Source organism: Serratia symbiotica (genome assembly GCF_000821185.2).
GTDB classification, from domain to species: Bacteria; Pseudomonadota; Gammaproteobacteria; order Enterobacterales; family Enterobacteriaceae; genus Serratia; species Serratia symbiotica.
The window spans coordinates 560,056-584,116 of the sequence record NZ_CP050855.1; the positions used below are offsets into that span (position 1 = coordinate 560,056).

At 53.4% G+C, this 24,061-nt stretch carries 17 protein-coding genes and 1 pseudogene; 9 read left to right on the forward strand and 9 right to left on the reverse strand.

The genetic code is table 11. The annotated features are described in order from the left end of the window. Nucleotides 1-288: 288 nt before the first annotated feature. Together exbD and exbB are read right to left on the reverse strand one after the other, a co-directional pair. Entirely contained in the window at nucleotides 289-711 is a 423-nt protein-coding gene (gene exbD / locus SYMBAF_RS02905) for a TonB system transport protein ExbD (RefSeq protein WP_040263283.1), read from the reverse strand. A 4-nt stretch (nucleotides 712-715) separates the two neighbouring features. Further along, on the reverse strand, nucleotides 716-1,672 hold the full coding sequence (gene exbB, locus SYMBAF_RS02910) for a tol-pal system-associated acyl-CoA thioesterase (RefSeq protein WP_162835901.1): 957 nt from the start codon (nucleotides 1,670-1,672) through the stop codon (nucleotides 716-718). Between the two features lie 256 nt (nucleotides 1,673-1,928). Between exbB and metC the strand changes: the two genes are divergently transcribed. Both metC and SYMBAF_RS02920 read left to right on the forward strand, forming a co-directional pair. After that, the gene (gene metC, locus SYMBAF_RS02915) at nucleotides 1,929-3,125 is read left to right on the forward strand and encodes a cystathionine beta-lyase (RefSeq protein ID WP_040263280.1); all 1,197 of its coding nucleotides are present in this window, start codon (nucleotides 1,929-1,931) and stop codon (nucleotides 3,123-3,125) included. 133 nt (nucleotides 3,126-3,258) lie between these two features. Continuing rightward, on the forward strand, nucleotides 3,259-3,924 hold the full coding sequence (locus SYMBAF_RS02920) for a DedA family protein (RefSeq protein ID WP_006708612.1): 666 nt from the start codon (nucleotides 3,259-3,261) through the stop codon (nucleotides 3,922-3,924). 27 nt (nucleotides 3,925-3,951) lie between these two features. Here SYMBAF_RS02920 and ftsP read toward each other — a convergent pair whose 3' ends face one another. The 5 genes from ftsP to zapG all read right to left on the reverse strand — a co-directional run bounded on the left by ftsP (nucleotide 3,952) and on the right by zapG (nucleotide 9,632). Further along, nucleotides 3,952-5,367: a cell division protein FtsP gene (gene ftsP / locus SYMBAF_RS02925; protein ID WP_040263278.1), complete on the reverse strand. Its 1,416-nt coding sequence runs from the start codon at nucleotides 5,365-5,367 to the stop codon at nucleotides 3,952-3,954. Between the two features lie 256 nt (nucleotides 5,368-5,623). Then, complete coding sequence (locus SYMBAF_RS02930; RefSeq protein ID WP_040263276.1) at nucleotides 5,624-6,358, reverse strand: 1-acylglycerol-3-phosphate O-acyltransferase; 735 nt, start codon at nucleotides 6,356-6,358, stop codon at nucleotides 5,624-5,626. A gap of 158 nt (nucleotides 6,359-6,516) precedes the next feature. Then, nucleotides 6,517-7,575, reverse strand: coding sequence for an outer membrane-stress sensor serine endopeptidase DegS (degS, locus tag SYMBAF_RS02935; RefSeq protein WP_040263274.1), 1,059 nt, complete (start codon nucleotides 7,573-7,575; stop codon nucleotides 6,517-6,519). A gap of 89 nt (nucleotides 7,576-7,664) precedes the next feature. Continuing rightward, nucleotides 7,665-9,038 carry a serine endoprotease DegQ gene (degQ, locus tag SYMBAF_RS02940; RefSeq protein ID WP_040263272.1) on the reverse strand — a complete coding sequence of 458 codons (1,374 nt, stop codon included), beginning with the start codon at nucleotides 9,036-9,038 and terminating at the stop codon, nucleotides 7,665-7,667. A gap of 192 nt (nucleotides 9,039-9,230) precedes the next feature. Then, nucleotides 9,231-9,632, reverse strand: coding sequence for a Z-ring associated protein ZapG (gene zapG / locus SYMBAF_RS02945; RefSeq protein ID WP_006708615.1), 402 nt, complete (start codon nucleotides 9,630-9,632; stop codon nucleotides 9,231-9,233). Between the two features lie 268 nt (nucleotides 9,633-9,900). Here zapG and zapE point away from each other — a divergent pair, with 268 nt between their 5' ends. The 5 genes from zapE (at nucleotide 9,901) to sspB (ending at nucleotide 13,675) form a co-directional block, all read left to right on the forward strand. Then, complete coding sequence (zapE, locus tag SYMBAF_RS02950) at nucleotides 9,901-11,028, forward strand: cell division protein ZapE (protein WP_040263270.1); 1,128 nt, start codon at nucleotides 9,901-9,903, stop codon at nucleotides 11,026-11,028. A 367-nt stretch (nucleotides 11,029-11,395) separates the two neighbouring features. Then, a complete protein-coding gene (gene rplM / locus SYMBAF_RS02955; RefSeq protein WP_040263268.1) occupies nucleotides 11,396-11,824 on the forward strand; it encodes a 50S ribosomal protein L13 in 429 nt (142 codons plus the stop codon). Between the two features lie 15 nt (nucleotides 11,825-11,839). After that, nucleotides 11,840-12,232 carry a 30S ribosomal protein S9 gene (rpsI, locus tag SYMBAF_RS02960; RefSeq protein WP_040263484.1) on the forward strand — a complete coding sequence of 131 codons (393 nt, stop codon included), beginning with the start codon at nucleotides 11,840-11,842 and terminating at the stop codon, nucleotides 12,230-12,232. 313 nt (nucleotides 12,233-12,545) lie between these two features. Further along, entirely contained in the window at nucleotides 12,546-13,187 is a 642-nt protein-coding gene (gene sspA, locus SYMBAF_RS02965; protein ID WP_040263266.1) for a stringent starvation protein SspA, read from the forward strand. A gap of 5 nt (nucleotides 13,188-13,192) precedes the next feature. Then, nucleotides 13,193-13,675, forward strand: a complete 483-nt coding sequence (gene sspB, locus SYMBAF_RS02970) for a ClpXP protease specificity-enhancing factor (RefSeq protein WP_040263264.1) — start codon at nucleotides 13,193-13,195, stop codon at nucleotides 13,673-13,675. 177 nt (nucleotides 13,676-13,852) lie between these two features. On the opposite strand, the gene SYMBAF_RS02975 is transcribed toward sspB, so the two are convergent. Both SYMBAF_RS02975 and gltB read right to left on the reverse strand, forming a co-directional pair. After that, nucleotides 13,853-15,271 (reverse strand): FAD-dependent oxidoreductase, encoded by a 1,419-nt coding sequence (locus SYMBAF_RS02975; RefSeq protein ID WP_040263263.1) that lies wholly within the window; start codon nucleotides 15,269-15,271, stop codon nucleotides 13,853-13,855. A gap of 14 nt (nucleotides 15,272-15,285) precedes the next feature. Then, nucleotides 15,286-19,746, reverse strand: a complete 4,461-nt coding sequence (gene gltB, locus SYMBAF_RS02980; protein ID WP_040263262.1) for a glutamate synthase large subunit — start codon at nucleotides 19,744-19,746, stop codon at nucleotides 15,286-15,288. Between the two features lie 744 nt (nucleotides 19,747-20,490). Between gltB and arcB the strand changes: the two genes are divergently transcribed. Beyond that, on the forward strand, nucleotides 20,491-22,824 hold the full coding sequence (gene arcB, locus SYMBAF_RS02985) for an aerobic respiration two-component sensor histidine kinase ArcB (RefSeq protein ID WP_040263261.1): 2,334 nt from the start codon (nucleotides 20,491-20,493) through the stop codon (nucleotides 22,822-22,824). 594 nt (nucleotides 22,825-23,418) lie between these two features. Then, nucleotides 23,419-23,974, forward strand: a pseudogene (locus SYMBAF_RS02990) (Gfo/Idh/MocA family oxidoreductase). The last annotated feature ends 87 nt before the right edge of the window (nucleotides 23,975-24,061 follow it).

Here is a 24,061-nt window from a genome sequence, read left to right on the forward strand (position 1 = left end):
ACCCAGTAGCCAGACGGTACGCCGTAGCATTACCCCCAAGTGCGCCGCGCCTGTGCCACGGCGTTGGCATGGGTTGCTGCTGCTACGGCGAGTCCGTTCGGTAACCACCCGTAACTCTGTGAGGGTGCAATTAAAAAATCAGGCGATAGCCTTGCTTGCTCATGGATGTCATCGGTGTGTGAATGCCATCCAGAGCAGGCTTATGTGTGATGTTGTTGGGTGAAGATTGTGCCGCGCTGAGGCTGTATACAGCTCGTTGAAGTGGCACCTGAACCGCCTTCTAGCCTGCTATTTGGTGGTACTTTCCATGCCCACCAGCCCGACTTTCAGGTAACCTGCTTTACGCAAGGTGTCCATCACGCTCATCAGTGTTTCATAGTCCACGCTCTTGTCTGCCTGGAAGAAAATGGTGGTTTCTTTGTTCGCCTGAGTGCGTTGATCCAGTACCAACAACAATTGATCGACATTGACCGGCTGATCGCCTACATAGAGCTGTTTGTCCGCTTTCACCGATAGAAACACTGGTTTCTCTGGCCGTGGCTGTGGTTTGGCGGAAGATGCTGGCAAGTTGACGCGAATATCCACCGTTGCTAGCGGCGCGGCCACCATAAAGATGATCAACAGCACCAACATCACGTCGATAAACGGCGTCACGTTGATTTCATGCAGTTCGCCGTTGTCGTCCAGACCTTCATTTAAGCGCATCGCCATACCCTCACGCCACCTGTGGTTGCTGTGCGTGTGGGGAGCGTTTGGCTTCCACTGCTGCGGCCAGATCCAGATCGCGGCTCTGTAACAGCATCACTTGTGCTGCAACGTCGCTAACCTGGGCGCGGTGGCTACTGATCACACGGGCGAAGATGTTGTAGATCACGACTGCTGGGATTGCAGCACACAGACCCAGCGCCGTTGCCAACAGGGCTTCTGCGATGCCAGGCGCAACCACAGCTAGGTTGGTGGTCTGCGAGTGTGCGATACCAATAAAGCTGTTCATGATCCCCCAAACGGTGCCGAACAGGCCGATGAACGGTGAGATAGCGCCAATGGTGGCCAGGAAGCCGTTACCGCGCGCCATGTCACGGCTGTAAGCTGCTACGCGGCGCTCAAGACGGAAACCGGTGCGTTCCTTAATGCCGCTGTTGTCGTTGGATTTTGCTGACAGCGCCAGCTCGTTCTGCGCATCGTTTAGCAACACTGCACTGATACTTTGTTCCGAGAAACTCTGCGCCAGCTTGGATGCTTCATCCAGCGAATGCACCTCAGCCAATACCCACTGCTCGCGGAGTAGGCGGCGCTTGGCACAGAACAGCTCGCTGCCTTTGGCGAACAAAATAGTCCAAGTAACGATAGACGCCAGCACCAGGCCAATCATCACCACTTTCACCACGATGTCGGCGTGCTGGTACATGCCCCAGACAGAAAGATCCATGTTACCTGTTGCTGGTGGCTGAATAGTTGGCGCTGGATCCAGCGGGGTGATGTTCTCTGGCACGGAGCCAGGAACAACGCTTTCGGTAACGGCGGGAGGTGTTTCCGGCGCAGCCTGTACGCGACCTGCTAGCCCAATCACCAATACCATTGAAGCGATCAGAGCGTAGCCGAAAGCCTTACCCTGTTGCCCCCGACCCATGCTGGGCGATCCTTGATTTAAACTCTTGCCAGCCGTCTTCACGCTGTGCCTCCAAACTTGTTACCGATCAAAATGAAAGAATTATCAGCGTGCGATCATATCAAACCAATCAGGGATTGATAGTAGTTCTCATTATTATTTACTAAATAATCTGGAAAATTTCAGCAACGTTGAGCAGCGGATTATAGCGACCACATTATTAGATGTGAAAACGTCTGGATGGCTATTGTGTGGCGTGCTAACGTTAAGAGAGAGTACAAAATGGCAGCGTGCAGCAACCACCGGTGGGTCAAGTATCATGACGTCAAAACATATCGAAACTACGCTGATCGGCGCTGGCCGCAGCAAACGCTACACCCAGGGGGCCGTGAATCCCATTACCCAACGCGCCTCCTCATTGGTTTTTGGAACCGTGGCGGCTAAGAAGCACGCCACTGCCAACCGCGCCCACGGTGAGTTATTCTATGGCCGCCGTGGCACCCTGACGCACTTTGCCTTGCAGGATGCGATGGTGGAACTGGAGGGCGGCAGTGGTTGTGTGCTCTATCCTTGCGGAGCGGCGGCGGTTTCCAACGCCATCTTGTCGTTTGTTGGTGCCGGTGATCACTTGCTGATGACCGGCTCGGCCTACGAACCCACGCAAGACTTTTGCACCCATATTCTTGGCCGCATGAAGGTGGCCACGACCTATTTCGATCCGCTGATCGGCGTTGGTATCACCGAACTGATCCAGCCCAACACGCGCGTAGTGTTTCTTGAATCTCCCGGTTCTATCACGATGGAAGTACAGGATATTCCTGCAATGGTACAGGCCATTCGTGCCGTGGCACCGGAGGTGGTGATCATGATCGACAATACTTGGGCGGCGGGTGTGCTGTTCAAAGCATTAGATTTCGATATTGATATTTCCATCCAGTCTGGCACCAAATACATTATCGGCCACGCTGATTACATGCTCGGCACCGCCGTTGCCAACGCGCGTTGTTGGAACCCACTGCGTGAATATTCCTATCTGATGGGACAAATGGTGGATGCGGATACCGCCTATATGGCGAGCCGTGGCTTGCGCACACTGTGGGTGCGGCTCAAGCAGCATGGGCAGAGCAGTATTGAAGTCGCCAATTGGCTGACTGGTCGGCCTGAGGTCGCCGTGATCAATCATCCGGCACTGCCTAGCTGCAAAGGCCATGAGTTCTACCGCCGCGACTTCAGCGGCTGCAATGGCTTGTTTTCCTTCGTGCTGAAAGATCGTCTGAATGAGAGACAATTAGCCGCCTATCTCGACAACTTCAGCCACTTTAGTATGGCTTACTCCTGGGGGGGGTATGAGTCGTTGATCTTGACCAATCAGCCGGAGGAGTTGGCGGCAGTCCGTCCGGCTGGCGGTGTCGATTTTTCTGGTACTTTGGTGCGCGTACATATCGGCCTGGAAAACGTTGACGACCTGATCGCCGATCTGGCGGCGGGTTTCGAACGCATCGCCAAAGCGTGCTGACTGGCTGGCCGGTTACTCAAAGCCAACTTTATTTATCTTTTTTAAGGTTTGCGTGAGTTATTAGCAGTACACTAGACAGATAGATACTGGGGAACGCGGTTATCAGCGTAACCAGCATACAACGGGACATAAAATGGATGTATTACGTACGATTATTCAAGCACTTTGGCATCAGGACTTTACCGCCCTTGCCGATCCCAGCGTGATTTGGGTGGTTTACGCGGTGCTTTTCACCACCCTATTTTTGGAAAATGGATTACTGCCGGCCGCTTTTCTGCCCGGTGACAGCCTACTGCTGCTGTCTGGTGCGCTGATCGCCAAAGGCGTAATGGGCTTTGCGTCCACCTTATTCATTCTGAGCGTCGCTGCGGGTCTTGGCTGTTGGCTGAGCTATCTGCAAGGGCGCTGGCTGGGCCATACTGACCTGGTGAAAGGCTGGTTACTGCATCTGCCCGCCCAATATCACCAGCGTGCGCATAGCCTGTTCAACCGCCACGGGTTAGTGGCGCTGTTGATCAGCCGCTTTCTCGGCTTTGTCCGTACCCTGCTACCGACCATGGCCGGTATTTCCGGCTTAAGCAGCACGCGTTTTCAACTGTTCAACTGGCTGAGTGCTGCCATTTGGGTTAGCGTTCTGGTTGGCCTCGGTTACGTTTTCAGTCAGCTTCCATGGGTGAAGCGTTACGAAAGCGTGGTGATGACCGGGTTAATGATCCTGCCGCTGGCGTTGCTAATGTTCGGTCTGTTGGGCACCCTACTGGTAATTTGGCGTAGTAGAAAACGCGCCGCCTCGTCCTGATTCGCTAAGGGGCGCGGTAAAGAAATATTACTGCGCTGGCTGCACCATCAGCTGTCCGGCGCTACCACGATCCGCCAGCTCTAGCGTTTGGCTATAATAGATGAACGGGAAATGTTCCGAGGTTGACTGGTTGAAGTAAACCAGCAGTTCGACATCACCATCGACCCAGACGGTATCCTTCCAGCCACGATCTTCCGCCATCGGCGGCACACCGTTAACGCGCTTAATCAGGAATTTTACGCCCTGAATATGGAACGCCTGCGGCGTATCTGCATGGATATTCCAGCGTTCCCAAGTACCCTGTTGGGTTTGCCCGTCGATACGATTCATCGCCCAGACAGTGCCGTTAATGCCGGCCACATTGCCGCCCAAGCGGAAATCACGGGTGCAACTGGCACTGCCGTCCAGCAGGTGATCTGCCAGCAGTCGCATGGGTAGGTTATCGGTCACCAACGGTAGCAGCCCGGTTGGCCGCAGCGTCAGCACCTGATTGGACACCAACAGGTTCGAGGGTTCAAACAAGGCGCGCAGACGATCGATAATACCCGCAACCTCACCGGTGGTGAGGGTCACTTCCTCGCCTTTCGACATGTCGATTAGCACTTCACGGCGTTCGCCCGGTGCCAGAGACAGGTTTTGTACCGCCACCGGTGCTGGCAGGAAGCCTTGATCACTGGCGATCACATTAAGCGGCTGACCATTGCTGAGCTGCATGATGTAGCGTCGTGAGTTGGAGGCGTTGAGCAGGCGTAGGCGTACCCAGCCGCGCGATACCTCGACATAGGGGGTTTGCACGCCGTTAACCAACAGTGTATCGCCGACGAATCCCCCTTGCGAGGGTGGGTTATATTCCGGCCTAGCGAAGCGGTCGAAGCGCCTATCCTGAATGATCAGCGGGAAATCGTTAACGCCGTAGTGTTGCGGCAACGGCAGCGCCTTGCTGACTTTATCCTCCACCAGCCATAGGCCAGCCAGGCCGTTGTAAATATGCGGTGCCATACGGTTCGGCGTGCTTGCGTGATACCAGCAGGTGGCCGCACCCTGGCGTATCGGCAGCACTGGCGACCAGTTGACATTGGGCGACATCATGCGCTGTGCACCGCCTATCAGGGAACCCGGTAGTTGAAGACCACTGATGGTCATTGCCACCGGTTCCGGCAGGCGGTTACTGTAAATAAGTTTGATGTCGTCACCGTTGTGAACCCGCACCGTCGGCCCGAGATACATGCCGTTAATGCCCCATACCGATGCTTTATGGTTACCCATAAATGCCCAATGCACGCGCTGCAAAGTTAAAAATAGCGGCTGACCATGGTGGGATTCTAACAACGGGGGAATAGGTAACGGAGTCTGCATCCTGCTCGCCTTCGCCCTTAGCGGCATGGCTGACGCGCATAGCGCCAGGCTCGATGCCTGTATAAACTGACGTCGATTGAACGCCATATCTTCTCCATAAAAAGCAATAACTACAATGTGTGTAAAAAATCAGGCTCCTGATAATCAAAATTAGCAGGAGCCTAGGTGTTGACGGCGTTGGGTGCCGTTTATACCCGTCATACTTCAAGTTGCCTGTGCGTTAGCTTTCCTAGCTGCCCCCATTCACTGACTGGTGTCAGTGAATGGGGGCAGCGCTGACACTTCTTTGCAACTCGAGCTATTTAGGGCGTAGAAGTTCATTCTATGAAGCCGAGGGAGAATATTATTTCCTGGCCGAGTGGTACTGAGCAACCTCTGTGTCCAACTGGGCGATTTTCGCTGCCATCAAGGTATGGCAATAGGCCGCCAGCTCCCGCACGCTTTCCTTACCGTAGGTGCTGGTGTCGATCGGTGCCATCATTTCTACAATCGCCTGGCCGTTATTCCAGCGATTAAGATTAATTTTACCGTTGGTGGTTGAAACACAAATGGGTATGATCGGTACGCCAGCAGTGATGGCCGCATGAAAAGCGCCGGTTTTAAACGGCATCAGCCCACGACCACGGCTGCGGGTGCCTTCTGGGAACATCCAGATCGAGATATCTCTCTTTTTACACTGTTCTACCACCAGGGCGATGGTGCTGTGTGCTTTGGTACGATTATCACGATCAATCAGCAGATTACCGCTCAGCCAATACAGCGGGCCGAAAAAAGGAACCCACAGCAGACTTTTTTTCCCAACGGTAACAGTGCGTGGTTGCACAATATTGGCTGCCGTCACCATATCGTAGTTATTCTGATGATTAGCGATGTAAATGCAGTTGCCATTGTTGGCTACCCCAGCCGGTACGCGGATTTCTACTTTAAGACCGAACAAGGTTGACATACGGCCAAACAGATGGCCAAAGGTCGCCACATGGCGGGGGTTGCGTGGGCTGAACAAGCAGTACACCGTGCCGAAAATGCACACCAAAATACAATAAACAACGGCAATAAAAACACGTAAAATCAACAACATAAAAACCTCATTGGCACATCGCTAACGCAGCCTGATTCGCTGCGTAGATTTTTTACTATTTTCCTGTTAGCCGACGATATGCACAATAATTTTATGCAAGGAAATATTAACTATTTGAAAATAACCATCGACGATGGAAACAAAGCGGACGCAGTTTTTTAATTACTGTCTTCGGGATATTCACCTACCGTCATCTTCAGGGGGATGCGTTGACTGTTACGCAGCACTATTACTGGGATTTCGGTACCCGGCCGGATCTCCGCCACTTGATCCATGGTCTCCAGCACCGACACCGCAGGTTTGTTGTCCACGTTGATGATAATGTCATTGAGTTGAAAGCCAGCGTTGCCCGCTGGGCCGTTGGGTGTGATCTCGGTGACAATAATGCCTTGTAGACGCTCGATGCCGGAATTGGACGAGCGCAACGGGATAATCTCTTTGCCCTGGATGCCGAAGTAACCGCGAATGACGCGGCCATCGCGGATCAGCTTACCCATGATTTTGGTGGCTAGTTTGATTGGAATGGCGAAGCCGAGACCTTCCGGCGTTTCGTTATCGGTGATTTTGTCGAAGGTCAAGGTATTGATGCCGATCAGTTCGCCCACGGAGTTCACCAGCGCACCACCGGAATTGCCACGGTTAATCGAGGCATCGGTTTGCAGAAAAGTCTGGCGGCCAGTGGCGCTCATGCTGATGCGGCCAGTGGCGCTGAGAATGCCTTGGGTGACGGTTTGCCCAAGGTTGTAGGGGTTACCAATCGCCAACACCACGTCACCAACGTGGGTGATACGGGTGTTGTTGATCGGAATCACCGGTAAATTGCCGGGGTCGATCTTCAACACCGCCAGATCGGTTAATCTGTCGGAGCCGACCAGTAGCGCTTCATCGTGGCGGCCATCCTGTAGCACCACAGTAATCTGCTGTGCATCCTTGATCACATGGCGATTGGTGATGATATAGCCGCGTTCGTTCATGATCACGCCTGAACCCAGCGACAGCACATTGGCGGTACCGCTCAAGTTGCGATTATAAATATTCACCACCGCAGGCGCGGCACGGCGCACCGCCTTGTTGTAGCTCAACGGTGTTTCGTCGCTGGTATTCTCAGGCTTTTCTGCAAATAGGCTGTGGGAAGAACGCAGCATAGGCAACGCGGCCAACAGCAGACCAGCAACGATGAGACCAATAACGACAGAACGCAACAGCTTAGCAAACATGGCGTTTTAATGGATGAAGTTGACGATGCACGGAGGATAACATGAGTTAACCGAGCGCAGTATGCTACCGCACCCGGTTTTTAAACACATTAACGCAGTAGCAAATAAATGCGCTCGTTGCCGCGCACGACATTGAGCGCCATGATCGGCGGCTTGGCCTCCAGTATCTTGCGCAGCGCCATGATGCTGTCAACGCGCTGGCGGTTGGCACCAATGATCATATCGCCTTTTTTTAGGCCGATCCGCGCTGCTATTGAACCTTGATCGATGTTATCTACCTTAACGCCCTGCTCGCCGCTCGGCAGTGTGCCATCGCTGAGGGAAACCCCCAGCAGCGCCGGTGACAGCGTTTCAGCGTTGGTTGAAGAACTTTCGTTATTGTCTAGCGTGACCGAGACCTGCTGGGATTTGCCATCGCGCAGTAGGCCTATTTTGATCGTTTTGCCCGGTGCGGTGGTGCCAACTTTAGCGCGTAGCTCGGCGAAACTGCTGACTGGCTTGCCATCAATGGAAACCAGTATGTCGCCAGCCTTGATACCGGCCTTAGCGGCGGCGGATTTTGGCAGCACTTCGCTGACAAAGGCACCACGCTGGGCATCAGTATTGAAGACAGTGGCCATGTCAGGTGTCATTTCGCTGCCTTTGATGCCTAACATGCTGCGCTTCACTTGGCCGAATTCGATCAACTGTTGGCTGAGGTTTTGCGCCATGTTGCTTGGAATGGCGAAGCCGATACCGATGTTGCCGCCGCTTGGTGCCAAAATGGCAGTATTGATGCCGATCAACTCGCCGTTGAGGTTAACCAGCGCGCCGCCAGAGTTACCACGGTTGATCGAGGCATCGGTCTGGATAAAGTTCTCCAGGCCTTCCAAATTCAGACCGCTGCGGCCCAGCGCCGAGATGATGCCGGAGGTGGCGGTCTGACCTAGGCCAAATGGGTTGCCGACGGCCACGGCGAAGTCGCCAACGTGCAGTTGATCGGAATCCGCCATTTTAATTGCGGTCAGGTTTTTCACCTCACTAAGTTGCAGCAGGGCGATATCGGATTGTTCATCGCGGCCGACCAGTTTGGCATCCAACTCACGGCCATCATTTAGCTGTATGTAGATTTTGTCAGCATTGTTGATAACATGATTATTGGTCAGTACGTAGCCTTTGGCGGCATTGATGATTACGCCAGAGCCTAATCCTTCAAACGGGCGAGAACTGGGTCGTTGATCGGGAAAATTGGGGCCAAAGAAACGTTTGAACTCTTTAGGCAGCTGCGGCTGATATTGTACTTGAGTGCCTTCAACATGCACGCTGACCACGGCGGGCAACACTTTTTCCAGCATGGGTGCCAAGCTTGGCAGCGGCTGCCCCTGCACAACAACGGGCATTGCTGCGCTGGCCACCGGTAAGGAAGTGAGTGTCAGGCCAATGCTTATGGCCAATGCACTAAGAATTAACGATTTTTTCTTCATTGATAATAACTCTCTCAATACTTGCCGATAAAATATGAATGAAACCCGCAACCGCGCCGTCAACGCGAGGTGTAAGACCAAGAATTTGTATAAAAAGTTCAATAAATCATTGCATCAGTCTATCATGACGCTAAGAAAAGAACGCGGTAGGCAAAGGGCGAAACCTGTAGCCAAGCTCCACGGGTAAGAAGCTTAGTCACGACGGGGTACTTGGCCACGCAACAGGCCGGACGCGCCTTCTGAGTAGTCACGCGGTATTGCTACCGGTGCTTGATCATTGTCTGCTTCAGCTTCGGTCAACTGATAGCGGAACGGGTTTTCCTGGTTTGGCAAGTCAGGCAGCAAGTTGTTGGAGCTCTTTGCCATATGTTGATACAACTGGCGGTAATCGCGCGCCATGTTATCGAGCAACTCTGCGCTGTATGCAAAGTGACCGACCAGTTCCTGACGGTATTTTTCCAGCTCGGTTTTGCTCTTATCCAGTTCGTGCTGCAAAGCTTGTTGTTGACGTAGTTTACGATTGCCAAAACGCATCGCTACCGCACCGATGACGATGCCGAACACTAAACCAACCAGCGCATACTCCCAGGTCATAATGACTCCTTTTGTGACTTCGTTGTTCCGAATGGATTTTTCACTTAATAATATCCACTATAACCGTTAACCTTGTCCGAGTGGAATCCTGAAGCGTATTTGCAGGTTCTTTCAGCATTACTCGGAGCGGGGGTTTGTGGCGATAATAGCGCGAAATAGCCTCAATTCCCCGCCAATTTTGGCTAAAAAATTTCTTATGTCCGAACGATTTCGAGCCGTGGCAGTTCGAAAAGTGCGGGGGATCACGTTCATAGGGAACATCGAATAGATGCAGGCACAATCACCGCTATCCTGTTACCAACAGGCGCTGAATACGGGGAAATATCAGGCCGATGAGGTGCAACGCCAGGCTGTTGCTCAATTGGAGCATATTTACCAGGCGCTGCAACAAGCACCAGCGGCGAGCATGCCAACCGGCTGGCTGGGTAGCAAACTCAGCCGCTGGTTGGGGAAAAGCAGTGAAACGGCCCAACAACGCCCGATCAAGGGGCTGTATATGTGGGGCGGTGTCGGGCGTGGCAAAACCTGGCTGATGGATATGTTTTTTCACAGCCTGCCGGGGGATCGCAAGCTACGGCTGCATTTCCACCGCTTTATGCTACGTGTGCACGAACAATTGACCGAGTTACAAGGGCAGGAAAACCCGCTGGAAAGCATTGCCGATGGGTTCAAGTTGCAAACTGATGTGCTGTGCTTTGACGAATTCTTTGTCTCCGACATCACTGATGCCATGCTGCTGGGCACGTTGTTACAGGCATTGTTCGCGCGTGGCATTACGCTGGTGGCCACCTCCAATATTCAGCCAGATTCTCTGTATCGCAATGGTTTACAGCGGGCGCGCTTCTTGCCTGCTATCGATCTGATTAATGAGTACTGCGACGTGATAAATATCGACGCCGGCATCGACTACCGCCTGCGAACCCTAACGCAGGCACACCTGTATTTGATGCCACTTAATGCGCAGACGCGAGAGACTCTGGATAGGATGTTTATCACGTTGGCGGGCAAGGCCGGAGAAGAGGCACCGTTGTTGCAGGTCAATCATCGGCCTTTGCAGGCGATCCGCGCGGTGGATGGTGTGCTGGCGGTGGATTTCCATACCCTGTGTGAGGAAGCGCGTAGCCAGTTGGACTATATTGCGCTATCGCGTCGGTACCATAGTGTGATGCTGTACAATGTGCCGGTGATGGGGCCGAGAAAAGAAAACGCCGCTCGTCGCTTCTTGGCGCTGGTGGATGAATTCTATGAGCGCCACGTTAAACTGGTGATCGCTGCTGAAGCTTCAATGTTTGAGATCTACCAAGGGGAACAGTTGAAGTTTGAATATCAACGCTGCCTATCGCGTTTGCAGGAGATGCAGAGTGAGGAGTATCTCACGCTGCCGCACCTGCGATAAATTTAACTCAACGGGCTATCTGCTCGCCACCCTTCACGTGCTTGATGTACGCGCCGGTAGCTGTGCGTTGTCCGCCGCCAAACTGCCTAAGCTGGAAATGCCCTGTGAGCCGATTTTGGGGAAGGCAAGTGAGCGTTGCCCAGGGGATAAAAAATCCATTCAAAAACTATTCGATCTTTGTGATCGACTTCTCTATAATCTTGCGACCCCACGTTACAACAAAGTTTTTTCCCAAAACTTTTATAGTGTCGGCAATGGCTATTCGAAGGGGTAGGTTTGCTGGACTTGTATGGTCGTGTGAGCCTCAACTGTTTTCGAGCGTTTGGGTGTTCACCAACGTGTAACTAATTATTGGGTAAGCTTTCTAATGAAAACTTTTACAGCTAAACCAGAAACCGTAAAACGCGACTGGTATGTTGTTGATGCAGATGGTAAAACTTTAGGCCGTCTCGCTACTGAACTGGCTCGTCGCCTGCGCGGCAAGCATAAAGCGGAATACACCCCGCATGTGGATACCGGTGATTACATCATCGTTCTGAATGCAGATAAAGTTGCTGTAACCGGCAACAAGCGTACAGATAAAGTTTACTACCGCCACACTGGTCATATCGGTGGTATCAAGCAAGCGACCTTTGAAGAGATGATTGCCCGCCGTCCTGAGCGCGTGATTGAAATCGCGGTTAAAGGCATGCTGCCAAAGGGTCCGCTGGGTCGTGCCATGTTCCGTAAACTGAAAGTTTACGCGGGTACTGAGCATAATCACGCGGCACAGCAACCGCAAGTTCTGGACATTTAATCGGGATTAATGGCAATGGCTGAAAATCAATACTACGGCACTGGTCGCCGCAAAAGCTCCGCAGCTCGCGTCTTCATCAAGCCGGGCAACGGTAACATCGTTATCAACCAGCGCAGCCTGGAACAGTACTTTGGTCGCGAAACTGCCCGAATGGTCGTTCGTCAGCCGCTGGAACTGGTTGACATGACGGGCAAATTGGATCTGTACATCACCGTTAAAGGCGGTGGTATCTCCGGTCAAGCTGGCGCTATCCGTCACGGTATCACCCGTGCACTGATGGAGTATGACGAAACTCTGCGTTCTGAACTACGTAAGGCTGGCTTCGTCACTCGTGACGCGCGTCAGGTTGAACGTAAGAAAGTCGGCCTGCGCAAAGCACGTCGTCGTCCTCAGTTCTCCAAGCGTTAATCTTTACTGCTTCAGCAGTGTGGGTTGCGCAAAACCCGGTGCAGTTCGCTGCATCGGGTTTTTTATGCTTCAAAATAGGCCTATCCTTAATAAAATGCTTGTAATATCAAAAAATAAAAAATGAAATTGTCGCGTGGTTCCCACAAAACAAGCAGAATCTGGTAAACTGCCCTCTACTTTTACACCTGTTTGCCGTCAGTTTACCTCCGAGGTCAGTTTTATGGCCAGGTTGATTGCGGGCTGCCGGTATGTGGCGTGAAAGATGAAGGTGAGCTGGCTATCCGCAGTATTTTTAAATAACTTGGAGGTTTTCATGGTTGTCGCTGCCAACAAACGTTCGGTAATGACACTGTTCTCTGGCCCGACCGACATTTTTAGCCATCAAGTACGTATCGTACTCGCGGAGAAAGGTGTCAGCGTCGAGATTGAGCAGGTCGAGATGGATAACCTGCCGCAGGATTTGATTGACCTCAATCCTTACCAAACAGTGCCGACACTGGTCGATCGCGAACTGACCCTGTATGAATCCCGCATCATTATGGAATACCTCGATGAGCGTTTTCCACATCCGCCACTGATGCCCGTTTACCCGGTCGCTCGCGGTGAAAGCCGCTTGATGATGCTACGTATCGAGAAAAACTGGTACTCGCTGATGAACAATATTGAGCAGAGCAGCGGCCAGGAAGCGGAATCCGCTCGTCGCCAACTGCGCGAAGAACTGCTGGCGATCGCACCGATCTTTGGCCAAACGGCCTACTTTATGAGTGAAGAGTTCAGCCTGGTGGATTGCTACTTGGCCCCGTTGCTGTGGCGCTTGCCGCAGTTGGGTATTGAACTGAGCGGTGCTAGCTCCAAAGAACTGAAAGGCTACATGACCCGCGTGTTCGAACGTGATGCGTTCCTGGCTTCTCTGACTGAAGCTGAGCGCGAAATGCGTCTATATACTCGGGGCTAAGTATTATGGACATCTCTCATATGACTCCGCGCCGTCCGTACCTGTTGCGGGCATTCTATGATTGGCTGCTTGATAACCAACTGACGCCGCACCTGGTAGTAGATGTTATTTGCCCTGGTGTTCAGGTGCCGATGGAGTTTGCTCGCGATGGTCAGATTGTATTGAACATCGCGCCGCACGCAGTCGGCAATCTGGAACTAGGCGATGACGAAGTGCGCTTCAACGCGCGATTCGGCGGTGTGCCGCGCCAGGTTTCGGTACCGATGGCTGCTGTGCAGGCGATTTATGCGCGTGAGAACGGCGCGGGTAGTCTATTCGAACCGGAGGCTGCCTACGCAGTAGAAGGTACGATTGAAAGTCTGGACAATAAGACTAACCCGGTGGAAAGCCTGATATCGGTGGTTGACAGTAACCGCCCAGAGACGAGTGATGGCGACGAACCGCCGCCATCGGGTGGCCGACGCCCGGCACTGCGCGTGGTTAAATAAACCTGTCGCCGCAAACGAAAAGGTACTGCATGCGGTACCTTTTTTGTTTTTATTGCCAGGGAAGTACTCGCCATTCAGCGCTGTCATGCCCCCGACTGGATACTATCGCGCAGTGGCGTTAGCCATGGAGAAACAAAAGGCTCGGCGTGCCGAGCCTTTAAGCAAGGGATAATGGGATTATACGTCCAGATAGTTGATGATGCCCTCGGCCGCTTTGCGGCCTTCGGCAATCGCCGTTACTACCAAATCTGAACCGCGCACCGCATCGCCACCGGCGAAAATTTTTGCGTTGCTGGTTTGGAAGGGGTGGAGAGTGTTTTCCGCTACCAGAATGCGACCTTGCTTGTCGAACTGCACATCGTGCGCCGACAGCCAATCCATCTGGTGCGGACGGAAACCGAATGCCATCACCACCGCATCGGCGTCGATTACGTGTTCGGAGCCTGGTACCTGTTCCGCCATCTGGCGGCCATGAGCGTCTGGTGCGCCCAGTTGGGTACGTACCATTTTCACCCCGGCCACGCGTCCGGCGCTGTTGAGTTCAATGCTGAGTGGCTGCACATTGAATTTGAATTCCCCCCCTTCCTCGCGGGCGTTTTTCACTTCGCGATTGGAACCCGGCATGTTGGCCTCGTTGCGGCGGTAGGCACAGGTGACCTGTGTAGCACCTTGACGGATTGCGGTGCGCACGCAGTCCATTGCGGTATCGCCGCCGCCCAGCACCACCACGCGTTTGCCTGCCATGCTGACATACGGCTGGTGTGGTTCGGTGTTATAGCCCATCAGTTGTTTGGTGTTGGCGATCAGGAACGGCAGCGCGTCGTACACGCCTGGGGCTGTTTCGTTTTCCAGCCCACCGCGCATCGGCTGATAAGTGCCAACGCCCAGAAACACCGCGTCAAACTCGTTGAGCAGTGTTCCCATGCTGACGTCCTTGCCCACCTCGGTATTCAGTTGGAACTCGATGCCCATCTCGCTGAAGATGCCATGACGCTTGATCATCACTGCTTTTTCCAACTTGAAGGCCGGGATACCGAAAGTCAGCAGGCCGCCGATCTCTGGATGACGATCATATACCACCGCTTTGATACCGTTGCGGGTCAGCACATCGGCGCAGGCAAGACCTGCGGGACCGGCACCGATGATCGCTACACGTTTGCCGTTCGGCTGTATGTGGGACATATCCGGCTTCCAGCCCATTTCGAGCGCTTTATCGGTGATATAGCGCTCAATGTTGCCGATGGTGACTGCGCCAAACTCGTCGTTAAGGGTGCAGGCCCCTTCACACAGGCGATCCTGCGGGCAGACACGGCCACACACTTCCGGCAGGCTGTTGGTCTGATGCGCCAGATCTGCCGCCTCCATGATGCGACCTTCGTATGCCAGCTGCAGCCAGTTCGGGATATAATTGTGAACCGGGCATTTCCATTCGCAATAAGGGTTACCGCAGGACAGACAGCGATCCGCCTGAGCTTTTGCTTGGGTGACTGAAAACGGTTCGTAAATCTCTACAAATTCAATTTTGCGGATCTTTAGCGGTTTCTTTGGCGGATCAACACGCTGTAAGTCGATAAATTGATAAATATTCTGACTCATTAATCCCTACCTCATTACTGCGCCTGAACCCGCAGTTCGGCTGTGGAACGACTACGGTGACCTAACAATGCTTTGACATCACTGGACTTCGGCTTAACCAGAGCGAACTTCGGCCGCCATTCCGGCCAGTTGGCCAGGATCTGTTCCGCACGGGAAGAACCGGTTGCCTGCACATGCTCGGTGATCAGGCCGCGCAGGTGCTCATGGAGAATAGCCAGTGGGTCGACGTCGAGCACTTCCACCAGTTCTGGATTCACGCGCTGACGAAACTCGCCGTCTTCATCCAGCACATAGGCGAAACCACCGGTCATACCTGCGCCAAAGTTGATGCCGGTTTTGCCCAGTACGCAGACGACGCCACCGGTCATGTATTCACAGCCATTATCGCCGATGCCTTCCACCACAGTAATGGCACCGGAGTTGCGTACCGCGAAACGTTCGCCTGCGCGGCCTGCGGCAAACAATTTACCGCCAGTGGCACCATACAGACAGGTGTTGCCGATAATGCTGGCCTCATGGCTGCGGAACGCGGAGCCGAACGGTGGGCGTACCGCGATGCTGCCGCCAGCCATGCCTTTGCCAACGTAGTCGTTGGCATCACCGGTTAGTGTCAGCTCAACGCCGGCGGCATTCCATACGCCGAAGCTCTGGCCGGCGGTACCGGAGAAATGCACTTTGATCGGAGCCGTTGCCATACCCTGATCGCCATGTAGGTTGGCGATGACACCGGACAGCATGGCTCCCACGGAGCGGTCAGTGTTGCGGATATCAAAGTAGAAGGTTTTACTGCGTTTTTTGTCGAGATACGGCTTTGCCTGCGCCAGCAATGCTTTATTCAGCAGACCTTTGTCAAATGGCGGGTTGCTGCCCTCGGTACAGTACAGCGCCTTGCCTGGGTGCGGGGTGGCGATTTTTAGCAATGGCGATAAATCCAGTTTGTTCTGCTTGGCAGAGATGCCGTCCAGTTCGGTTAAGAACTCACTGCGACCAATCAAATCAACCAACTGGCTGACGCCGAGCTGTGCCATGATCTCACGGGTTTCCCGCGCGATAAACTGGAAGTAATTGGCTACGCGTACTGGCAGGCCGTGGTAGTGATCGCGGCGCAATTTATCATCTTGGGTCGCCACACCGGTCGCGCAGTTGTTCAGATGGCAGATGCGCAAATATTTACAGCCCAGGGCTACCATCGGGCCGGTGCCAAAGCCGAAGCTTTCTGCGCCGAGGATCGCCGCTTTGACGATGTCCACGCCGGTTTTCAAACCGCCGTCCACCTGTAGGCGGATTTTGTGCCGTAGGCCGTTGGCCACCAGCGCCTGCTGGGTTTCCACCAAGCCCAGTTCCCACGGACAACCGGCATATTTTACCGAGGACAGCGGGCTGGCACCGGTGCCACCATCGTAACCGGCGATGGTGATCAGGTCGGCATAGGCTTTCGCCACGCCGGTGGCGATGGTGCCAACGCCCGGTTCGGAAACCAGTTTCACCGAGATCACCGCCTGCGGGTTCACCTGTTTGAGGTCGAAGATCAACTGAGCCAGGTCTTCGATTGAATAGATGTCGTGATGCGGCGGTGGGGAAATCAGGGTCACGCCCGGTACCGAATAACGTAGTTTGGCGATATAGGGAGTAACTTTATCTCCTGGCAACTGGCCGCCTTCACCGGGTTTGGCACCTTGCGCCACCTTAATTTGGATCACATCGGCGTTGATCAGGTAAGTTGGCGTCACGCCAAAGCGCCCGGAAGCCACCTGCTTGATGCGCGAAACTTTGTTAGTGCCGTATCGCGCTGGGTCTTCGCCACCTTCGCCAGAGTTGGAGAAGCCGCCAAGCCCGTTCATAGCGATCGCCAGTGACTCGTGCGCTTCAGGGCTAAGGGCGCCGATCGACATCGCTGCGGTGTCGAAGCGTTTAAACAGCGACTCTGCCGGTTCCACCTGATCGACCGGGATAGCTTCACCCTGCGGCGTAATGGTCAGCAGATCGCGCAGCATGGCGACCGGGCGTTGGTTCACCAGCGTGGCGTAAGCCTGATAATCGCTGTATTTGCCGCTATGCACCGATTTTTGCAGCATGCTCACCACATCAGGATTATAGGCATGGTACTCACCGCCATGCACGAACTTCAACAGCCCGCCTTGTTCCAGCGGCATGCGTTTTAGCCAAGCGCGTTTAGACAGGTTCTGCAAATCTTGTTGGAAGTCGCTAAAGCTGGCCCCCCCGATACGGCTGACCACGCCCTGGAAGCACAGGTTAGTCAGATCGCGGTGTAGACCAACGGCTTCAAACAGCTTGGAGCAGCGATAAGAGGCGATGGTCGAGATGCCCATTTTGGACATGATCTTGTACAAGCCTTTGTTAATGCCGTTGCGGTAGTTCAGTATCACCTCGCGATACTGTTTGTCGATCGCCTGGTTGTCCACCAGCTTGGCTAAGGTTTCATAGGCCAGATACGGGTAGATGGCGGTGGCACCAAAGCCGAGCAGCACCGCGAAGTGGTGTGGATCGCGGGCGCTGGCGGTTTCAACGATGATGTTGGCATCGCAACGCAGGCTTTTTTCCACCAGACGGGTCTGGATGGCACCGACCGCCATCGGCGCGGGTACTGGCAGGCGCTGGGGGGCGATGGCGCGGTCGGATAACACCAACAGCACTGTGCCATCGCGCACTTTACGTTCCGCTTCGTTGCACAGTGCACGGAGGGTCTGCTCCAGATCCTGTTCAGCCGGATCGAAGGTGAGATCGAGGGTGTCGGCGCGGTAATATTCGCCTTCCAGTGTGGTGAGCTGTTGGAAATCGGCGTAAAGCAGGATCGGCGATTTGAAGCTCAGGCGGTGCGCCTGGCCTTCGGCTTCACAGAACACGTTCATTTCGCGGCCGATGCAGGTCGCCAGCGACATGACGTGCGCTTCACGCAACGGATCGATCGGCGGGTTGGTGACCTGCGCGAACTGCTGGCGGAAATAATCATAGATGATGCGCGGGCGGCTGGAGAGCACGGCAAACGGGGTATCGTCACCCATCGAACCTGTGGCTTCCTGGCCGTTCTCGCCCAGCACGCGGATCACTTGATCCAGCTCTTCACGGCTGTAGCCGAACTGCTTCTGGTAGGCTTCGAGCTGCACGTCGTCAAGTTCGCGGCTACCGATCTGATCGTCCGGCAAGTTTTCGAACGGCATCAGGTGCCTAACGTTTTTCTCCATCCACGCTTTATATGGGTGGCGGTTTTTCAGATCGTCATCGGTCTCGGCGGAGTGCAAGATGTGGCCACAGCGGGTATCGATCACCATCAGTTCACCTGGGCCGACGCGGCCTTTCTCCACGACCTCATCTGGCTGGTAATCCCAGATGCCGACTTCAGAGGCGCAGGTGATCAGCTTGTCTTTGGTGATCACATAGCGTGCTGGACGCAGGCCGTTGCGGTCAAGGTTACAGGCGGCATAGCGGCCATCGGACATTACGATACCAGCCGGGCCGTCCCACGGCTCCATGTGCATTGAGTTGAAATCGAAAAAGGCACGCAGTTCGCTGTCCATGTCTGGGTTGTTCTGCCAGGCCGGCGGCACCAGCAAACGCATGGCACGGATCAGATCCATGCCGCCCGCCAGCAACAGCTCCAGCATGTTGTCTAGCGAACTAGAGTCGGAGCCGGTTTCGTTGATGAACGGCGCGGCAGCGTGCAAATCCGGGATCAGTGGTGTCTGGAATTTATAGGTGCGCGCGCGCGCCCACTGGCGGTTGCCCGTAATGGTGTTGATCTCGCCGTTATGTGCCAGATAGCGGAACGGTTGCGCCAGCGGCCAGCGCGGTACGGTGTTGGTGGAAAAACGCTGGTGGAACAAGCAGATGGCCGATTCCAACCGCAGATCCGCCAAATCAAGATAGAAACGCGGCAGATCCGCAGGCATGCACAGCCCTTTATAGATCATCACCAACTTGGAGAAACTGCAAACGTAGAAGTTGTCGTCCTGGATGCGCTTTTCAATGCGGCGGCGCGCCACAAACAGGCGGCGCTCCACATCGCGCGAACGCCAGCCCGCCGGGGCGTTGACAAAAATTTGTTCAATGCGTGGCAGAGAAGCGCGCGCGATCTCACCCAGCACGTCCGGGTTGGTCGGTACTTCACGCCAGCCAACGATCGACAGTGTTTCCTTTTGCAGTTCTTCTTCCACGATGTGGCGGCTAGTGCAAGCTTTCTCTTCATTTTGGCTAAGGAACACCATGCCAACGGCATAGTTTTTGGCTAAACGCCAGCCGCGCTCTCGCGCCACCATGCGGAATAAACGATCAGGCTTTTGCAATAATAGGCCGCAACCGTCGCCCGTCTTACCGTCAGCCAGGATTGCGCCACGGTGCTGCATACGAGCCAGCGCATGAATGGCGGTACGTACCACTTTGTGGCTAGGTTCGCCTTCTATGTGGGCGATCAGGCCGAAACCACAGTTGTCCCTTTCTTGGGATTTATCGTACAACATATTCAGTGAACCTCCCCAGGTTCTATATGACTCCCACAACCTGCTACGAGGGGGCTTATCAACTTCAGGCAGAAATCCAATCAGCAAGTTAACCCGCCAATCGGTTTTTCGCCCTCCGTTAATGGCTGCTCGTGACGGTTTTGACAAGTGGTGTATGACTTGTTTTTAAGAGAGTGTCTTAAGTGATTGCATAAATATGACGAGACGTCTGCTCGTCCAGAAAGCGTCCAGTGGACGTCCAACTTAGCGAGAAAGAATACGCAGGTCAAATAAAGGAGCAAGATAGAACTTTATTGCGTCTGTATTGATTATTTGTTTGATACTTCATGTTTTTTTACTATTCTACGCGGGTGCTAAAAAGCGTCAAAACAGGGAATGATGTGAAGCGACACACTATGGTGTAACGGTTTAATATTATCATTATGCCTATTTCCGCAATAAAAACAGAATATTATTTCTTCAAAAAAAATTGGTGCGATATTTATAACTATTTTTCATCTTATTGTCATCTTGATGTTAACAATTAGGTAAAAATTAGAAAGATTCATTGTTAATAAAGTGATTTTATCCTCAATTATGTTGAGTAACTATTCAATACAGGAAGTCGTGACGCTGCCGTTGCCGCAATGAATCAATCGCTGCCCCCTTTCGATTGATAGTCTTTCCTCTCGTTCGGCATTTGCTTTCTTATCTTGGCGTGGTTTTACAGTATGATTTAAAAGAAGGTATTTGATGGGAGCCGCTATGAAGCAAATTCGGGTATTAGCCCAGTACTACGTTGATTTAATGGTGAAACTGGGGCTGGTGCGTTTTTCGCTGCTGTTGGCTTCGGCACTGGTGATGCTGGCGATGCTGGTACAGATGGTGGTGACCCTGCTGCTGAGCGGTGAAGTGGCAAGCATCGATGTAGTGCGCTCGGTCTTTTTCGGTCTGCTGATCACCCCCTGGGCGGTCTACTTTCTGTCGGTAGTGGTCGAACAGCTTGAAGAATCGCGGCAGCGGTTGGCGCGGTTGGTGGATAAGCTAGAAGAGATGCGCCACCGCGACCTGGCATTGAATCAGCAGCTCAAGGACAATATCAGCCAACTGAATCAGGAGATCGCCGACCGTATTAAGGCGGAAGCCGGGCGTCTACAGGTGATGGAAAAGCTGACGGAAGAAATGGAGCAGCGTGAACTGGCGCAGGTTGAGCTAGGCCAACAGTCGGCGCTGCTGCGATCCTTCCTCGACGCTTCGCCGGATCTGGTGTACTACCGCAACGAAAACAATGAGTTTTCCGGCTGCAACCGGGCGATGGAACTGCTCACCGGCAAGAGCGAAAAGCAGCTAATCGGCCTGACGCCGTTGGATGTTTACCGCCAGGAAATTGCTGAAAAGGTGATCGAAACCGACGAGAAAGTGTTCCGCCACAACGTCTCGCTGACTTATGAACAATGGCTGGTGTATCCAGATGGCCGCAAGGCGTGTTTCGAGCTGCGCAAAGTACCATTTTATGACCGGGTGGGAAAACGTCGTGGTCTAATGGGCTTCGGGCGCGATATTACCGAGCGTAAGCGCTATCAGGACGCACTGGAGAACGCCAGCAGGGACAAGACCACCTTTATCTCAACCATCAGCCATGAGTTACGTACGCCACTTAATGGCATTGTCGGCCTTAGCCGCATCCTACTCGATACTGAACTGAACGACGAACAGCTAAAATACCTGAAAACCATTCACGTCAGCGCCATTACACTCGGCAACATTTTCAACGACATTATCGAAATGGATAAGCTTGAACGGCGCAAGGTACAGTTAGATAACCAGCCAGTGGACTTTACGGGTTTTCTGGCGGATCTGGAGAATATCTCCGGCCTACTGGCACAGCCGAAAGGGCTACAGTTTGTCATGGAACCGCAGCCACCCCTGCCGCAGCAGATTATCACTGATGGTACACGCCTGCGGCAGATCCTGTGGAATTTGATCGGTAATGCGGTGAAGTTCACCCGGCAGGGGCAGATCCTGGTGCGGGTGCGGCACGAGGCACAAGAGGATCTGGTGTTCGAGGTAGAAGATTCGGGTATAGGTATTCCACAGGAAGAACAAGACAAAATCTTCGCCATGTATTATCAGGTGAAGGATCAGCACGGGGGGCGCCCGGCCACCGGTACTGGCATCGGGTTGGCGGTATCTAAATGGTTGGCGCAGAGCATGGGCGGTGATATTACCGTCAATAGTGTGCCAGGGCAGGGATCTTGTTTCACCCTGCTTATCAAGGCACCGGTGGTGCAGGTAGCCGTGAACGAGGCACAGGCCGATGAAGTCTTACCAGCGCTGCATATTCTGCTGGTGGAAGATATCGAACTGAACGTTATCGTAGCGCGCTCAGTGCTGGAGAAACTGGGCAACAGCGTGGAGGTGGCGATGGATGGTCACGCCGCGCTGGCGATGTTTGATCCCGACGAATTCGACCTAGTGCTATTGGATATTCAACTGCCGGATATGACCGGGTTGGATGTCGCCCGGAAGCTGCGCGAGCGCTATGCCGGGCGGTCAATGCCACCGCTGGTGGCATTGACCGCCAATGTACTCAAAGACAAACAAAATTATCTTGATGCGGGCATGGACGATGTGTTGAGCAAACCGCTATCGGTGGCTGCATTGACCCAGGTCATCAAACACTATTGGGTTCATCAACCTTCTCACACTGTAAAGAAAACTGAGCACCAGGCGATGCAGATTAATGAGTCGTTACTTGATACCGCAATGCTGAAGCAGTATCTGGATCTGGTGGGGCCACAGCTCATTCACCAAAGTTTGGCGATGTTTGAGCAAATGATGCCGGGCTATCTGGCAGTGTTGGATTCCAATATGACCGCGCGCGATCAAAAAGGTATCACCGAGGAAGGGCACAAGATCAAAGGTGCTGCTGGTTCGGTCGGCTTACATCATCTGCAACAGTTAGCGCAGCAGATCCAAACGCCTACGCTGCCAGCATGGTGGGATAACGTGCAAGACTGGGTTGACGAGTTAAAGCAAGAGTGGCGTAACGACACGCAAGTGTTGCGTACATGGGTGGAGAACGCTGAAAAAAAATAACCCCGGCCTAAGCCAGGGTGCGCGAATGTTGCGCCAACACCAGGGAAATCATTAACCTGCGCATGGGTATTCAGTGTTATGCTCAGGCAGGTTATATAAAATTCCTATGCATTATACAACTAACAACATTAAAAATGTAAGTGTTCTTGTTAGAAGATTTCTTAAAATGTGTGATGCGGATGAGTGTTTGCCAATTTCGTGTATTAACCCGGTGACGATAACCTTATCAATAGGCGTAAGGGTGATGAAAAAATGAGTGTGGTGCTGAGCGGTTGTGAGCTTAGCAAGCGGCAAAGTGGCGTTTTTCAACCAATCGGTTAAGCGCCTTTTTTCCTGCCATCAAGACGATCGCCGGACTTGATGATAACGCGGCTCAGGGGGCTGGTCCTCCAGCGGCATCGTCCATTTCTGCGGGGCATGTCCCTGCCGACTTTATCGGTGATGGCGCTACCAGATACTAGGGTGATCATTTAACTGTGCCTCGTTATGGCACCACAATCCCTAACCCCAGTGAGAGTTCGATACCCGGCTGTATGCACAGCAAGTTGCGGCGTGATAATCTGACTTTTTAGCAACTGGCAACCGGAGTTAGCCATGATTCGCTTCGCTGTCGTCGGCACCAACTGGGTTACGGAACGTTTTATTGATGCTGCCCATGAAAGCGGCAAATTGACGTTGAGTGCCGTTTATTCGCGTCGGCTGGAGCAGGCGAGGACGCTGGGTGCTAACTATCATCTTGACCTGTTTTTCGATGATCTTGCGGCGCTAGCTCAATCTGATGCCATTGATGCGGTGTATATCGCCAGCCCCGCTCGATAGCGGCGTGGACGGCCACGTCTGCCTCAACTACGGAAATTTCGATGCCCTCCAAGGTCAGTAATTCGAACATCCCAAGTGAGAGCCAGGAGACAGAAGGCACGTTAATGATCGATAAAATCTCAGAATGCCAGGGGGGGTAATCCCGCGTGGTGGCAACCGCCAGGTTCTGACCTTGCTCAACACCCTGTTATATGAGGCGCAAGCATTCGCCGGCCTGGTAGAAAAAAATCAGGTGGAGCATCAGGGGCTGAAGAACTCGCTGATTGTTGCCCGCCTGCTGACTGAAATCTGCCGTCAGACCGCTATGGTGTTCCCGACAGGCCGGAACTGATAGAACTGCTGTTATTACCAGATGCCGGAAGTGATTCTATCGCTAACAATCCGCTGGTGCAGGTGGACAGAATCAGCAGTGAAAATC